This is a genomic window from Niallia sp. FSL W8-1348 (assembly GCF_038006745.1).
Classification (GTDB): Bacteria; Bacillota; Bacilli; order Bacillales; family Cytobacillaceae; genus Niallia; species Niallia alba.
In genome coordinates, this window is record NZ_JBBOVV010000001.1 from 1,017,443 (window position 1) to 1,033,530 (window position 16,088).

Consider the following 16,088-nt stretch of genomic DNA (forward strand, 5'->3'; position numbering starts at 1 on the left):
CGCTGATTTTTCAGTGTAAACAAGCAGCTATCTATCCATTAATAAAGGAAAAGTTCTTTACGATCGAAACTACTCTTTCTTTTTTTGAATATTCCTGGTAAATTGGCAAATACTACTTTAAGCATATACATATTTCCAATTAGGAGATTCCTTTCATGCTAAAAGAAAATCTATCTTTAAGCCAGTTATTTGCTATTATTATTGGATTTAATCTGGGCACTACCCTTGTAATTGTACTTGGTATTTCCGCAAAAGAAGATGCGTGGATCGCCGTGCTGCTTACCACCGCTATCGGCATATTAATCGCCTCTTTTTTTCTCAATCTAAACGAGTTAGTGCCTTCAAAAAATTTATTTGAGATTATTGAATTTGGATTTAATAGAGTTATTGCTATTCCAATAACGCTAATCTATACCCTGTATTTTTTTATCTTGCCTCTATAACCATTAGAGATTTTGGAGAATTAACGTCTACCTTTATCCTACCTTTGACTCCGATTGAGGTCATTGTGATTACGCTAATGGTTATTATAGGCTATATTGTGTATTTAGGTATTGAAATACTAGGACGGACAACGGAAATATTTATTCTATTAATCAAGAAGATTAAAAGGAAAGATAAGGCTAAACTACATGAAAATCCCTAGCTAGCATGAACATTCTCATACTAACTAGGGATTTCTTTGTATTATTTTACTCTACAACATTGATATTATAATCTTTAAACCAATAATGAATTTGTACTAAGTGTGCGAGTAGCTGTGGACCTGTCATCAACTGACCAAACCACGGCTCTTTAAATGCAGAGCCTTCTGTTTGAATAATTTCTGCGAGACGTTCTTTATCAAAGAATTCATATAAAGCAGAGCTCTTATCTGTTAAAGCAGTTTTTAACATATCTGTTACTGTTTTTGTGTAAATAGGATTATGTGTTTTTGGATAAGGGCTTTTCTTGCGATATAATACTTCATCTGGAAGAATTCCTTCTAACGCTTTTCGCAATAATCCTTTTTCCCTGCCCATATAATTCTTCATTTCCCATGGTACATTCCACACATATTCTACTAAGCGATGGTCAGCAAATGGTACACGTACCTCTAGGCTTGCTCCCATACTCATTCTATCTTTTCGCTCCAATAAAGTGGTCATAAACCAGAGCTGATTAAGATAAAATAATTCTCGGCGTTTTGCATCTTCTTTGTTTTCTCCAGCTAATTTAGGTGTCTCTGCAATTGTTTGGTTATATTTATCCATCATATAATCTTTTAATTGCAATTTATCGCTCCATGCATTTTTCAATAGCTTTTGTCGTTCTTCAATCGATCTCATCCACGGGAAGCCTTCTCTTTGCAAATCCGCCTCTCTCCTAAACCATGGATAGCCACCAAAAATTTCATCTGCACATTCGCCGGATAAGCTCACAACAAAATCTTTCTTTATTTCTCGACAGAACCATAATAAAGAGGAATCCACATCCGCCATCCCCGGCACATCTCTTACCGTTACCGCCTCATGCAAAAAGGCAGCTAATGTCTCTTGGGTGATCACACAATTATGGTGGATGGTTCCAAAAGTGTCCGTCATTTTTTGGATATAAACGCCATCTGAATTTGGCTGGAACTCATTTGCTTTAAAGAATTTATCATTGCCTTCATAATCGATGGAATACGTATGAAGCGGTCCTTTTCCCGTTTTCGCATATTCCATGGAAGCAATGGCTGTAATAGCACTGGAATCCACACCACCTGAAAGAAAAGTACTTAATGGTACGTCTGATACTAATTGTCTTGTAACAGCATCTTTAAAAAGGAAACGTACTTTTTCAACTGTTTCATCAAATGTATCTTTATGTTCTTCACTTTTTACATTCCAATACCGCCATACTTTCAGCCCATCCTGTGTAAACTTTAATGCATGCCCTGGACGAAGCTCTTTAATGCCTTTAAAGATACCACTTCCTGGTGTGTGAGAAGGCCCAAGAGCAAACACTTCTGCTAACCCTTCTCTATCTAGCTCTGTTTTCACATTCGGATTTGCTAGCAATGCCTTTAATTCAGATCCAAAGATAAAGCTAGTTCCAACTTCAGCGTAAAACAACGGTTTAACCCCTAATCGATCTCTTCCAATGAATAAGGAATTGCGTTTTTCATCCCAAACGGCAAAGGCAAATATTCCATTTAAGTATTCGAGGCAATCTTCTCCCCACTCTATATAAGAAGTAAGTAAAACTTCTGTATCAGAATGACCTTGAAATGAATATCCTTTTATTAGTAATTCTTTTCTTATGTCTTCCGTATTATATAACTCACCATTGTAACAAATCGTGTAGTGATAACCCTGTTTTTCTTTTGTCATTGGTTGAATACCATTTAACGGATCTACTACCACTAATCGTTTATGACCGAATCCTGCATGCAGTGTAGTCCAAACATTTGTATCATCTGGGCCTCTTTTGGCCAACGTTTCTGCCATAGCTGATAATACTTCCGACTCTTTTCTTAAGTCTTTTTTGTAATCAGCCCAACCTGTTATTCCACACATGATTATCATCCTTTCTTTCGTGGAACTTATGATTAGATACCAATCAATCAGTATGGAGTATTCTATGCCCTAAAAATAAAATGGTTATTTGTCCATATGAAGTTTATCTAATGTTCCATTTTAAAAAAGAAAATTAATCGTTTTCAATCTTTTAAGGAAGGAAAAAGAAGGATTAGTTATAAAATTTTGTTTATCTGTCTAAAAAGAATTTATGGGCGTGTAATCTTTGGGAGGTTTACAATGAACAATCAGCACAGATCAAAACTAATTGAATTTCAAACGCGTGCCTTTACAAAAGGGACAGTTGAATATATAAATAATCAATGGATTTTTTTCGATGAAGAAACAGAAGACGCAGCTATGCTTGATGAATATTTACATCAAGAAATTGAAATTCTCATCTTAAATCGTTGGCGAAAAGGAATTCTACTTGAGGAGGGCAAAGTAAATGTTTCTAGTTCCATCCACTTTCTAGAGCATGAAGATCCAATTCGCATAAGAAAACATCTAGTATTTGCCTTAGAAGAATTATTAGATGATTTAAGTGACGATAGCTTTTATCAGTTTATTACTACGTTAAATTCGATGAAGTTCTCCATTTATGATTGTATATATTGTTATAATCACCTTACCTTTTTAAAGGATGAAAAGCGGAAGAGTGGTGTAAATATGATGATTTTTGATAATGAGGAGGGACTCTGTAGCGTTAATCATCATTTCTTTTATAATGAAAAAAGCACCGACCGTTTTGAATTCACCTTAAATACTGGAAAACGAATGATTGTGGAGAAGCTTTCTTCTTGAAACATTTCCTATCCATTTTTAAAACTGTCGACAGGATGAACTGCCGACAGTTTTTTATATCAAATAAGTGTTTTCGTTGTCATTATTTCCATCCAAAAAACAACTTCTGTTCATTTCGGCCACGAATTTCGAAAATAGTTCTCTAACTATCTACATGCACTTTTGCGATCTCTTTGGCATCCTCCCCTTTTGCTTTTCTAATAATCATATATACTCTCCTTTTTCTCCTTATATATGGAAGGATTTCTTCCCTTCCCATTCCTTAAACCAAGTTACTTCAAGTCCAATTGATCCTGTTTGTATCCACTCTACTGCCTTTCATACAAGTGGAGAAGCATTATCTATGGATAGTTTATCTAAATTTTCTTATGAATAACTAACAATCTATTATTTTCTATGTAAATTCCATATACACCAAAAGGTAGATGAAAATTTTTCTGTTCGCTCACATGTTATTCCTCCAGATTCGGTTTACAGTTATCTTCTCTTGATTGAAATGGACCTGAAGAACATCTGGATTCGAGAGCTCTCTCCATTCTTTAAAACATACTGTTTGATCAAAATATTTCCATATCAAAGAAAGCAAGTTTCCATGAGTAACAATTGCAAAAGTCGTTTCCTTTCTATACATACACTCTTTTATAACAGTGACGCCTCTTTCCATTGCTTGTCTACTAGACTCTCCACCTTCGTATACGATGTCTAGGTTTGTAAAAGATTTTTCTAATAGCAAGAGCCACTCATCCAAGTTTTTGTCACTAAGCTTTCTCTCGATTAAACGTTCATCTTTATGGATCGGCAGCTGAAGCCTTTCTGCTAAAGGTTGAATTGATTTATAGGCACGCAAATATGTACTGGATAGGATATATTGAATATTCTTTTCTTCGAGAAAATCTGCTAGTTTAACAGCCTGTTTTCTTCCATTTATCGTCAGTTCAGCATCTTCATTTTGTCCTGTCGCCTCACAATGACGAATTAGATACATGGTTTTGTTTTTATTCATTTTTCTCTCCTTCTCCCCCATTTACAAGTTCTCCTTTAAAGCTTGCATTAATCGATTGTAATAAGAAATAGGATGTGGCGCAAAATTTTCTCGTCCAACTTGTCGCTGAATCATTTCTCGTTGTCCACTTTCCTTCCTTTCATATCCAACAACTTCGATTAGCTGTTCCGTTCCTTCCCATAATGCATAGAAATCTTCCAATCTAGTCGATACAATTCCCGCTACTTCTTCTTCCTGTAATTGAAACTCATCGAAACCTATGTTTCTTTTATATAAAAAAGTATGGGCAAATTCCTTGTCCAAAAAGTTTCCATTGTTCATTTCATAATTCAACACACCTAAGTAAATTAACTCCTCCATTTTCGCATATATCCCAATCTCTTCTTCCATCTCTCTTATACCATCTACAATCTCTTCATGTGCTAGCAAATGACCCGCTGCCGTAATATCTAAAAGATTGGGATAATCCTTTTTCAAAGGACTTCTAATTTGTAAATAGAGGTACAATTGTCCATCCTGTTCAGATACAATCCAACAATGAAAGGTTTCATGCCATAATCCCTTTTCATGAACTTCGCTGCGGGTTACAATACCGATTTGTACTCTCTTTTCGTCAAATACTTTTAATTGCTCTTCTTCCATGATGTTATCGCTCCTCTTATATTCTTTATAATAGAATCCTTCTTTATTTACTAACCATTATGAGTTAAATCCCCCTAATTTTGTATACATTTATACTCCTTTTCATAAATGTATTATTAATGGGCTTAACTATTATCAATTAGAAAACACATTTATCTATATCCCCATAAAAATCGAGACTAATGAAAAAGGAGTCCTCTATTAATAGAAGACTCCATTCTTACCTATATTTTATAATTCATCGGCAGCAAATACTATTCCCGCCCTTTTTCTAGCAACTGTAATAATCTCCATCACCTGAAGGCTATGTTCTAGTTTTTTCAACATTTCACTTTTATTTTTCTCACGAATTATTCTTTCGAATGCGACAAATTCTTCGTACATTCGATGTGTATGCTCATTTTTATTCATATTTTCAACTACTTTACTAGCAGTACTAATTGTAAAAGAATCAAGACTATTAACAGGTCCATTAACTGTTAAGAAGCCATTCTCTCCTTGAATAGTAGCAAATGATTGACCCATACTATCTTTAGATCCGATACAGACCGCTTTAAAGCGATCATATTCTAAAATCAAGACTCCAGAAGTATCAATTCCCTGAGACAGATTTGGATAATACTGTACACCGTTTGGTTTCCCAAATATCCCTACAACAAAATGAATATTATAACTATTAATATCCATTAATGCACCACCTGACATCTCAGGATTAAAAGCCGGTAAGATATTGCCTTCTTTAAAGGCATTGTACCGAGATGAATATTGAGAATAATTTACTTCTACAACCTTTACATCACCTAATTTAGGTAACAATTCCTTTATTTGTGAATAGTTTCCTCTATATTGATTAGTAATTGCCTCTATTAAATAAAGATCGTTACTTCGTGCGATACTTTCCAATTCCTTTAATTCATCTAAGTTAGATGTAAAAGGCTTCTCACAGATAACATGTTTTCTAGCTCCTAATGCTAGTTTTGTATAGGAATAATGAAGATGATTTGGTAATGCTATATAAATTACATCTATTTCAGTATCAGCAAGCATTTCTTTATAATCTATCACTAGTGTTGCATAAATATTGTCGCAATTTTCAGTCTGATTATCCTCCTTGTTTAGAGCCAAAAAGGTAAATACCTATTCAAAGGTGGCTCCATCCATTTGGGTTTTTTTTACAATTAGACTTGTGCGACAACAACAATTTGCTTATTAAGGGATGGCTTTCCCTTCAATCTTTCGAAGCCAGATATGGGCTGGTTTCCACAATGCAGCCCTTAAATAACGGCTAATTTGTAAGGTTTTTCGCTTACTTCTTGTTTCAAGTTGTACGAGAACATGTAGGCAAAAAACAATCAGTGCGATAAACACTTGGTTTTGAATCGCCCATTCACTTTGACCGTAGAACTTTTTGATGCTGAGATGCTGTTTGATCCATTTAAAGAACAACTCAATTGCCCACCGTGATTTGTACATCTCTGAAATTTCTTCGGCACTCAAATCAAAACGATTGGTAATTAAATGCAGTTCATTTCCTTTTGAATCCATCACTTTTAGAAGACGAAAGTAATTTTCAGCACGGTTTTGAGTCGTACCAATCAACACCATTTGATCTGACAAAACAGCTGAATTCTCGGGTAGTTTAAAATTATAAACTTCCCGTATGACTGCGTTTTTCCGTAGCCTTGAAAGAAAAAAGTAACCATCATCTGTCATTCGGTCAAAGCGCTCGTAATCTAGGTAGCCACGGTCAAACACATACATGCATTCTTTATCATCAACCATGATTTCAAGCTGACCACGATCATGTTCTTTTGCCGTTGTTAAAACAGCCTTTTCAGGATAGGAACTCCCTTTTTCCATAAACACAAGTCTCAAATGCAACTTGACACCCGCTTTTGTTTTGCGGAACTTTGCCCATTTATGATTGGTCAAATTAAGTGGCAATGTGCTTGAATCAATGATTTTTAACGGCATAATAAGCTTTGTATAATGTGTTTTTGCATGAATTTGTGCGACTAAATCAAGGAAAAGCCTTTGAAATAAATCTGGATTTATACCGTTTAATCGGCGTGAGAGCTGAGAAATACTGATTGAATCAAGATCAATGCCTTTTTGTAGTTGGTCGTCGAAAAGACAATCGCTTAGCTCATGCAAACTTTCGACTTCTTGTAGCTGTGCAAAAAGGAGTAATTTTAGAAATGAGTCTGTTTTTAGTTTTTTCGTATAGTAATCTAATTTCAACGTTTTCACGGTTTCTTCAAAAAGTTGAAGATTTATTGGTGAAAACCATTGTCCAAATGAAGTTTTTCGTGTAATCTTGTCCATGTGTTGGTCCTTTTTTAGTGGATTTGGACGGGTTACCACCTGACTTATCCATTATAAAGGACTTTTTCTTTGCACAAAATAATAAAATTGAACATTTTGAGTATTTTTAATAATGAAAATAAATTAATGCAACACTAGTGATAATCTATATATATTTTTTTGATAAGATATTCTTTTTGTAAAGATAATAAGAATTCTTTTTTAGCTGGTCTTCCAAAAATCGCCACCAAGTCTATTTGGGGTATAGATTTAAACACAGGTAATAAATCCTGAACAATCATTCCTGCTCCCACTATTCCAAGTTTCATTTCATTTACATCCTTTCATTCCCTCTTCTAAAATTGCCAATTGTAATAGTGTTTCGTCATCTTTTATTATTTATTCCTCCCGATGTATGATAGTATAATAAATTGTTTTCACCTTTATATTTTCTCTTTGTAAAGCAAAAGGAAGGTGATACCGATTTGTACTTTTACCATTTCTTATATATCCAATTGTTAGCATAAAAATACTCCTTTTTATCCTCAATGAGTTTATTATAGGATGGAATAATAGAGAATTCCATGTAAGGATCTTGATTTAACGGATTTAGGATAAAATGTTCAAGACTTAACCTAAAATAAAGCTGTTTTGATGAACAAAATGTTCAAATTTAAAGGAGTGAGACGGTTTGTTGCTAGAACAAATTGCAAATAGAACGGATTATACTGCAGCAGAAAAAAATATTGCAAAATATATATTGGAGAATGCTAACTTAATTGAGAGAATGACAATCCAAGAGTTAGCACAAAAAACATTTACTTCACATACTTCTATCATTCGCTTTACTCAAAAACTAGGGATGAAGGGCTTTAAGGATTTTAAGATTATGCTTGTTAAATCTATCGAACAGAAAAACCATGTCTTATCTGAAATTAATCCCAATATTCCTTTTGAAGATGACGCTTCCCTTATGAAGATTAGTCAAGATATGATGTATTTAACTCAACAGGCTATCAAAGAAAGTTACGAGTTATTAAATGAAAGATCACTGTTTAAGATGGCTAAGTATCTATACAATTCAAAACGAATCTTTATGTATGCTGTAGGGGATTCCCAAATTCGGGCAGAAAGTTTTCAAAATAAACTTTTAAAAATAAATAAATATGCAATAATTGCAACGGCTCGTAATGAATTTGCCAACAATACGGTTAACATTGATATAAATGATTGTGCCTTCTTTATTACTTATGAAGCTAAATCAAAGGATGACTTAATTGCTGCTCGTATATTAAAAGAGAGACAGGTGCCAATTTTATTACTTACAGCCTTTCCTGAAAGTAAACTAGCCAAAATGGCTGATGTTGTTTTAACCATACCAGCTTTAGAAAAGAAAGAAACATACAAAATAGCTACCTTTTCATCACAAGTAGCTATTGATTATGTACTTAATGTGTTGTTCTCCAGCTTATATCAAATTAATTACTCACAGAACATAGAACACCAAAGAAAAAGTACGGAATTAATCGATAGCTTTCTTTTTTAAAAGATAAGAAAAATCCCTAGTCTAAATGTGTTGCTATTTTAAACTAGGGAGGGATTAAAAAATAAACATTAAGCGAGGTTTATTTCTTTCTCCACTTTCCATTCTCCTCATACAAAAATCGAGTATATACAAATTATCCTCAAGAATCCAAGAACTAACTTTTAGTAAACACTATTTGTAGCACTTTGTTTACTTTTCATTTTCCTCCAGGACAGAAGGTTAACAAAGAAAAGCAACAGACCGTATATATAAACGCCAAAAGGAAGAGATATACTGATATAATGGATACCCGCCAAAATCGGCAGAGGGATCAACAGCAGAAACAATCTCCAGCTTTGCTGGTTCCCACCTGATTCAAAAGACATGGAAAAAGGGATTTGTTTATCTAATAATTGATAGCAAACAATAGCATAAAAGAAAGCAGATAGAAACACTACTAATAAATCAGGAATAATTCTTATTCCAAACAGAAACACAAACACTATACTTAATAAAAAATAAATGGGTAAATATAATTTAATTATGACCGCTTTTAACGAACCTTTATAATAGGCATAAAAATCTGAAACTGGGAGTGTTGTAAAAATCCATGCTCCTTTATATTTTCCTGAATACCTCAACATAAAAATAATCGTCGGGATATTAATCATTGTAAAATAAATCGTTAAATAAGAAGAACTTGTTGCAAATTCGATTTCCTCAAAATTTGTGCCACTATAAAGAAACAAAAAGGGAATAACGATGGAAAAACCTAATGACGGATAAACCTTTAGTTTAAAATCTCTTTCCTGGCTAATCATTTGTCCTGTAAAATCATAAAAAGCCTTTTCTTCCCTGCTTTTTATAAAAAGTGATAATAGCCATTTTCTAAACTTTGAAACCTTTCTTTTTTTCGCTTTACTTTGGCTCGTCAATTTTTCTAAGTTTTTCTCAAAAACAGGAATTAGCTTCCCATAAATAATAATCGCGATAATTGGTAAAACAAGAGCGAGAGTGGCGAGAAGTATCATCATCTTTTCGGTATTCCCATTCAAAATCCATTCATACGGACCTGCAAACCACATTGGAATGATAAAAATATGCCACCAATGTACTTGATACACAATATTTAAATCAACAAACTCAAAGCTTCGAATAACAAGTTGGTACCCTACCATAATAACGATAGACAAGCCAATCTGAACATAATTGATTATATCCTTTAGTTTTTCTCCATCAAAAAAACGCAGAATAGCCAAGTATAATAATGCTGTAATAACAACAATAAATAAATTAGCTAAAACAAGGAGAACAACTGTTATTAAAAAAAAGACAATGCCTTGTTTTATGAGACTTACGACTAACGGAATAAAGGTGATCGCAATCGTTAGTTGAGACAGATAAATCATGATATGTAACACTTTTGCTGCATTGATTGTTCTCCTATTAACTGGTTTCGTGTGTACAATATGCTTGTCGCGAACATCCAATAATACAGCAGAAAAATCTGAAATCATAGAAGTCATAACGAGAAATAAAATAATTCCAAAAGAAATACTCATTTGAAAAAGGTAGTTGTCACCGAATGCCATAAACGGAATAAGAACTAATCCCATAAAAGCATATAACCATAAAGATTTTATATAGGCATATTTATCTTCTTTCTTTTCTTTTTTCTGATTAGACTGTGAGAAAATGGTTGGTAGTTTGCGTTGATCCATCATAAGTTTTACTTGAAGAATGGCCCTTAACACCTCATAATCGATGCCTAATTTCTGAAAAAAAGCTTTAAAGCGATCAAGAAGTTTTAATACCGTATAATCTGTCATGATTGCACCTCTTGCACAACGGATACGAAGGATTCCCCAATTTCTCTATGATTATGAAATCCTGTAAGTTGATTAAAGATACCTTCTAAACTTCCTTGTTCATTTTGTGTCTGAAGCTCTTTGAAGCTTCCATCTACCACAATCTTTCCCTCATTTAATAAAATAATTCGACTACTTATCTTTTCTACAACATCCATAATATGAGAAGAATAGAAGATTGTTTTTCCAGATGACGCGAGCTGTGCAAGAATTTCCTTAAATATCATCACACTATTAGCATCTAGCCCATTGATTGGTTCATCTAGAAATAAAATATCAGGGTTATGTAAAACACTAGAAATAATTAATAGTTTTTGCCGCATTCCTTTTGAATAAGAGGATATTCTGGAATGATAAACCTCACCAATTCCAAACAGCTCCATTAATCTTTGCGCTTTTTGATCAACAAAATCTGCATTCATCCCATACAATTTGCCTATAAAGGTTAAATACTCATAGGCAGTTAGATTATCATACACCTCTGCTATCTCTGGTACATACCCAATTCTCCGCTTATACTCGATTGAATCTTGATTAATTTCTTTTCCGAAAAGTTTTACTTCCCCTTCATTATAACTTTCAATCCCAAGGATAATTTTAACGGTGGTGCTTTTTCCAGCTCCATTCGGTCCAATATAACCAATAATCTCCCCGCGTGAAACATGAAGATCAATCCCTTTTAAAACCTCCTTTACACCATAGTTTTTCCGTAATCCTTTTATCGTAATGATTTCTTCTGTAGCCATTGGTTTTCCTCCCTTATAGACTTTTCTGTCTCTATGATTCTAAAAAAAGGAAAAAATCTCCTTTTTATCTATTGTACCATTCCTCTTTACAGCATTTGTAATATGTTTTTATATTCGATAAAAACCATGTTAAGAAAAATTTCATTAGCAGGGCTTTTTCCTCATTCCCCGCGAGTTTCAACACCTAGCTTTTCGACCAAATCTTGAGCTGGATCGTTAAAAGTGGGATAAAAAAACTCAGCAAAAGCCTTTAAGGCTTCTAACTGAGTTTCTGTTATTATTCTCGTTTATTTACATTTTACCTTCATATAAAAGCGAGATTGGGTAGCATCCAAGTATCCCACTTCTTCTAAATGCTGATAAAGCCGATACAATGCATCTTGGTATTTTTCTACGCTAAAATCTGGAATTTGCCAAGGAATCGCTTTTAAATAGAAAAGAACTGAGCCCAAGTCATAAAATCGCTGTGTAGGAAACTCCTCTCTTTGCTCTAGAATCTCCCATTGGTCAATAGAAAAATTCTTGAGAGCTGATTGAAGATTCCACTCCTTAAATTCAGAATTAACAGCAACTCCAAACCAGTCATTTAACTCCTTGCAATCCCAGCCACCTACTTGCTGGGTGATAAAGATTCCATTCGTCTTTATTATCCTTTTTAACTCCTTTACAGAGTATGATTCATGCCTGTTAATTATTAAGTCGAAGTGATTATCTGGAAACGGCAAATGCTCATTATCAACAACTTCATATACTTTGACTCCTAAAGGTTCTAACTTCCTTTTCGCAATCGGTACATTCGGTTTATAGCCTTCTGTTGCATAGACGGTTGGTGGATAGTACCCCTTTAATAGAGAAAGAAACTCTCCGCCACCAGTACCCATATCCAATATAGCAGTAGCTCCCTGCATTGCGGAGATCACTTTACTACCATAAGACCAGGAAAGCAGGCTGTTTTGGATTCTCCCTGTATCATAGATGCTCGAAAAATCCCAGCCTTCAAACTTCTCGTTTATTTCCTCTAAATACCTATGAAAATTTGAATCTTTCACTTTTTATTCCTCCTCTATTTTCTCTTTTCCTACAAAAGATAGTGGATAGTGGAGGGCCTCTGCAATAATGATTTTATATTTCATGTTCCAGTAATCTCATATCTTCGCATCCTCTCAAGCTTATTTATATAACCATTGTTGTATACCATTTTTCCTATCATTCTTAATCGAAAAAATAACGATAGTAGGTAATAAAGGTAACGAGAATACTAATAACGATAAATAAAATAAGTCCAATAATTATTGGCGAAATCCGGAAATGAAAAGGACCAATTCCAGCTTCCTCCCATGTCCAGCCGGCAATGTTTGCATTGAAGGTTGCATTGGTTTGATGAATATATAGACGAAAAAGATAAACAATTCCAAAAAGCAAAAGACTGCCTAATAAGATGGTGTCGATAAAGTGAAACTTCCATCAGTGGGGGTTTTTCTTCAACCCCCACTGATGGTTAGTTGAACCAATCGGACCTTTACGGACAGTTGATCTCCCACCTATCTTCCTCGTATTCTCATAAACTTGAGGGGGGAGTCTTACTGTCCGTTAAGAGTGGGGTAAAGTTCCATCCTAATAAATAGGATGCAAACCATATTATCAATGTTTCGACTGTTAAAGTTGCTAAAATTATATAGATACTTTTCATGCAAATCCCCTTATCATTTTTGCTCATTACTAAATCTGTTATTTGAAAGTTTAGTTTTTTTGATACAGATGAATAGCTCTTGTATTATGTCCAAGTATATGTAATGAAAGTTTCTTTGCACCTAAAGTTTGAACGTATTTTCCCAATGTTAAAAGGGCTGCTGTTCCATATCCTTTATCTCCATAAATAAGTACCTGCCTTCCACAGACAGATACTTATTTAACTACCTTTTTTACTTACTACATATCTCTAATAGTGTCATTCGTTAATCGCACGAGGCTACCACTTGGCTCAAAAATAACAGAAATTAATAAGGTAAGAGGCAGAACAACCACATATAAAGTGAAACTTCCATCAGTGGGGGTTTCCTTCCCCCCCCACTGATGGTTAGTTGAACCAATCGGACCTTTACGGACAGTAGATCTCCCACCTATCTTCCTCGTATTCTCAGAAGCTTGAGGGGGGAGTCTTACTGCCCGTTAAGAGTGGGATAAATATCCTTTAACTATTTTTCGTATCAAGTGTTTCAGCTCCTTCCTCATCAATTTTGGAATCTATTTCCTTTATTATACACCGTTTTTTATTTTTTCGAAATATTCCATCATAACATTTTTTTACACATGTCTTTTTTCAATAAGCTGAATGCCGATGCCTAGCATAATCGTTCCCATTAAACAAAGAATTCCTGCTGGAACCATGATGTCCATCCATGAGGCACTTTCAATAATCCCTTTTTTTAATAGCTCCATTCCATAAGTAATGGGAATAAATTTAGATAAAAGAAGCATTACTTTCGATGTAACGATTTCAATTGGCCAATATGCTCCGCCAAGCATAGCAAAGCTAACTGATACAAGTGGAATAATGGCATTGAACTGGCTTGGTGTTTTAACAAGACCTGTAAGGAGAATCGTTAATGCCACGATGGAAAATAAGTATGGAATGATTAGTACATACACCAAATAAAAATTTCCATTAAAATCAATATTTAATCCATATTTAAAAAGAAGAAAGATCATAATAATTTGTGCGTATCCTATGAAAAAGCTAAATAATAGATGTCCTAAATATATTTGGGCTTTCGACGTAGAGGATAAGATAAAACGATCCCATATTCCATTTTGTTTATCTCTTAGTATCTCTATTACCGTAAATGAAATGGTATAAATACAGAAGAATAAAGTAAATCCAAATAACGACTGGAGTGACTGATTATAAGTCGCTTCTTTTTCTGATAAAGTTTGTTCATTTGATACCGGAATAATTGGCGTTTCTTTATTACTTATAAGCACCCTTTTTGCTTCTTCTTTATCCGCTGCATTATTTAATAATGCATCTTCCTTCAGCATATAACCATAATAGGTTTGAAGAAAATTTTGCACCATTAATACATTGGCAGTTTCGGCTATCCTAAAGATCGTATAAGTATCTGCATTTATCGATACCCCTACATCTGCTTCCCCTTTTGCCAATTGTTCCTTTACTTCTTCTTCTGTATATGAAACAAACGAATAACTCTCACTTTTATTCAAATCCTTTAAAATGTTATTTGCTTTCGTCGACTGATCAGTGAAAATTGGCACCTCTACTTTTGTAAAGGAAGAGATCCCGACTAAATAAGCAAATACGATACAGATAAGGGAGGTTATAATAAATCCGCCTGGCTTTCTTATAAATTTCTTGCATTTCCCCCATAGTACTGCATTCATCGTATCCCTCCTCTTTTCTTCAAGGTAACTACACTAAGTAAAAGCAAAAGAACAGAAAACAAAAGAATTGCTCTTAGCTGACTCCATATATCCCCTAAGGAGTACCCTTGATATACTTTTAAATACGCAGTAAGCGCAGCTCCCCCAGGAGAATATTTACCTAATGTTTCCATAAATCCGCCAATTGCACTCACATTGAAAAAACTGCCGCCAATAAAAGCTAGGATCGGAACAATGAGAGACGAAAAAATACTTTCCACATTTCGTGAATTAGTAGCAAAAGCAACCGCAGTAGTAAATGTGGCGAATGTTGCTGCCATTATGCTCACAGTCAAAGTTACGAATAAATGATTGATTATACTAGGAAAGACTACTCCATAAATCAATGCTGTTAAGCTAAATAAAATCGTTAATTGTAATAAAGATAATATAAATGCTGCCATAAAAACGCCAGTAAAAAATACGATTTTTGGAACATTTGCTAATAAGATTCGCTCATACATAAGCTCTTCCTTTTGCTGAAAAGCAAAACCCGCTACGGTTGTAGAAATATAGAACACAAACATGACACACATTCCCACTCCATAATAAGCAAAAGCACTAATCTCTTTTTTCTTTTCAATATTCTCAATTTGTCCATATATGTTTGTATTTACTAATGCGGAATAATCAATTTGAAGATCTTGTGCTGTTTTTTGATAAACCCATTCTTTTTGATAATTTGTAATAATATCTTGGATAATGGTTGCACGAAGGGATTGTTCATCCTTTGTCTTTAGGATCCACGCCGGAATCGTTGTGTTTTTTTCTAAAAGATTATTATAAAATTTAGTAGTAAAGCCTTCTGGAATAAGTAACACACCGTCATAATCTTTTTCCTTCACTTCTTTTATGTTCCGATATTCGGTGATAGATAGAACTTTCTTTAATTCTGGACTCTTTCCTACTACATTAATAAATATGTTTATCGGTTCAAGGGATTCAATAAGCGCTATGTTAGCTGCTTTTTTCTGTTCGGCTGCATTAGACTGTCTAATTTTCTCTATTACTTGTTGTTGTGCTTGGTCTGCTTCATCTTCCACTACAACAGCGAGCTTTGCAGTCACTTCTACCTCTTCATTATTATTCAATGCCCCTAAAGCACTTCCAAGAATAGTTATGAGTACAAATGGCATAAGCAGTAATACAATTAGTTCCCGTGGTCTTCTCCAAATCATCAATAATTCTTTCTTTATCATTTGCCAAAGCATATGGTAC

At 34.2% G+C, this 16,088-nt stretch carries 16 protein-coding genes and 1 pseudogene; 3 read left to right on the forward strand and 14 right to left on the reverse strand.

Annotated elements, in window-relative coordinates; genetic code table 11:
* Positions 1–155 precede the first annotated feature (155 nt).
* Positions 156–646, forward strand: a pseudogene (locus tag NST60_RS04810) (GerAB/ArcD/ProY family transporter).
* Between the two features lie 46 nt (positions 647–692).
* On the opposite strand, the gene asnB reads toward NST60_RS04810, so the two are convergent.
* Positions 693–2,540: an asparagine synthase (glutamine-hydrolyzing) gene (asnB, locus tag NST60_RS04815; protein WP_169188105.1), complete on the reverse strand. Its 1,848-nt coding sequence runs from the start codon at positions 2,538–2,540 to the stop codon at positions 693–695.
* A 240-nt stretch (positions 2,541–2,780) separates the two neighbouring features.
* On the opposite strand from asnB, the gene NST60_RS04820 reads away from it, so the two are divergent.
* Positions 2,781–3,344, forward strand: a complete 564-nt coding sequence (locus NST60_RS04820; protein ID WP_169188104.1) for a DUF2777 domain-containing protein — start codon at positions 2,781–2,783, stop codon at positions 3,342–3,344.
* Between the two features lie 445 nt (positions 3,345–3,789).
* Here NST60_RS04820 and NST60_RS04825 read toward each other — a convergent pair whose 3' ends face one another.
* From NST60_RS04825 to NST60_RS04850, 6 genes are all read right to left on the reverse strand, one after another.
* Positions 3,790–4,347 (reverse strand): histidine phosphatase family protein, encoded by a 558-nt coding sequence (locus NST60_RS04825; protein WP_040344131.1) that lies wholly within the window; start codon positions 4,345–4,347, stop codon positions 3,790–3,792.
* 21 nt (positions 4,348–4,368) lie between these two features.
* Positions 4,369–4,989: an NUDIX hydrolase gene (locus NST60_RS04830; protein WP_341098267.1), complete on the reverse strand. Its 621-nt coding sequence runs from the start codon at positions 4,987–4,989 to the stop codon at positions 4,369–4,371.
* A gap of 231 nt (positions 4,990–5,220) precedes the next feature.
* Entirely contained in the window at positions 5,221–6,114 is an 894-nt protein-coding gene (locus tag NST60_RS04835) for a Gfo/Idh/MocA family protein (RefSeq protein WP_341098268.1), read from the reverse strand.
* 84 nt (positions 6,115–6,198) lie between these two features.
* A complete protein-coding gene (locus NST60_RS04840) occupies positions 6,199–7,314 on the reverse strand; it encodes an IS4 family transposase (RefSeq protein WP_016201461.1) in 1,116 nt (371 codons plus the stop codon).
* A gap of 134 nt (positions 7,315–7,448) precedes the next feature.
* Positions 7,449–7,622: a hypothetical protein gene (locus tag NST60_RS04845; protein WP_341098269.1), complete on the reverse strand. Its 174-nt coding sequence runs from the start codon at positions 7,620–7,622 to the stop codon at positions 7,449–7,451.
* Between the two features lie 70 nt (positions 7,623–7,692).
* Entirely contained in the window at positions 7,693–7,818 is a 126-nt protein-coding gene (locus NST60_RS04850; RefSeq protein WP_263479751.1) for a hypothetical protein, read from the reverse strand.
* A gap of 166 nt (positions 7,819–7,984) precedes the next feature.
* Between NST60_RS04850 and NST60_RS04855 the strand changes: the two genes are divergently transcribed.
* A complete protein-coding gene (locus tag NST60_RS04855) occupies positions 7,985–8,839 on the forward strand; it encodes a MurR/RpiR family transcriptional regulator (protein WP_341098270.1) in 855 nt (284 codons plus the stop codon).
* 161 nt (positions 8,840–9,000) lie between these two features.
* On the opposite strand, the gene NST60_RS04860 is transcribed toward NST60_RS04855, so the two are convergent.
* The 7 genes from NST60_RS04860 to NST60_RS04885 all read right to left on the reverse strand — a co-directional run bounded on the left by NST60_RS04860 (position 9,001) and on the right by NST60_RS04885 (position 16,081).
* Positions 9,001–10,647, reverse strand: coding sequence for a hypothetical protein (locus NST60_RS04860; protein ID WP_341098271.1), 1,647 nt, complete (start codon positions 10,645–10,647; stop codon positions 9,001–9,003).
* Positions 10,644–11,432 (reverse strand): ABC transporter ATP-binding protein, encoded by a 789-nt coding sequence (locus NST60_RS04865; protein ID WP_341098272.1) that lies wholly within the window; start codon positions 11,430–11,432, stop codon positions 10,644–10,646. The genes NST60_RS04860 and NST60_RS04865 overlap by 4 nt, the downstream gene beginning before the upstream one ends.
* 287 nt (positions 11,433–11,719) lie before the next feature.
* Positions 11,720–12,481: a class I SAM-dependent methyltransferase gene (locus NST60_RS04870; RefSeq protein WP_169188100.1), complete on the reverse strand. Its 762-nt coding sequence runs from the start codon at positions 12,479–12,481 to the stop codon at positions 11,720–11,722.
* 163 nt (positions 12,482–12,644) lie between these two features.
* Positions 12,645–12,854, reverse strand: a complete 210-nt coding sequence (locus NST60_RS04875; protein ID WP_169188099.1) for a hypothetical protein — start codon at positions 12,852–12,854, stop codon at positions 12,645–12,647.
* 318 nt (positions 12,855–13,172) lie between these two features.
* A complete protein-coding gene (locus tag NST60_RS26730; RefSeq protein ID WP_224427415.1) occupies positions 13,173–13,310 on the reverse strand; it encodes a GNAT family N-acetyltransferase in 138 nt (45 codons plus the stop codon).
* Between the two features lie 426 nt (positions 13,311–13,736).
* Positions 13,737–14,831, reverse strand: coding sequence for an ABC transporter permease (locus tag NST60_RS04880; RefSeq protein ID WP_341098273.1), 1,095 nt, complete (start codon positions 14,829–14,831; stop codon positions 13,737–13,739).
* On the reverse strand, positions 14,828–16,081 hold the full coding sequence (locus NST60_RS04885; protein ID WP_341098274.1) for an ABC transporter permease: 1,254 nt from the start codon (positions 16,079–16,081) through the stop codon (positions 14,828–14,830). Before NST60_RS04885 ends, NST60_RS04880 begins: the two co-directional genes overlap by 4 nt.
* Positions 16,082–16,088 lie beyond the last annotated feature (7 nt).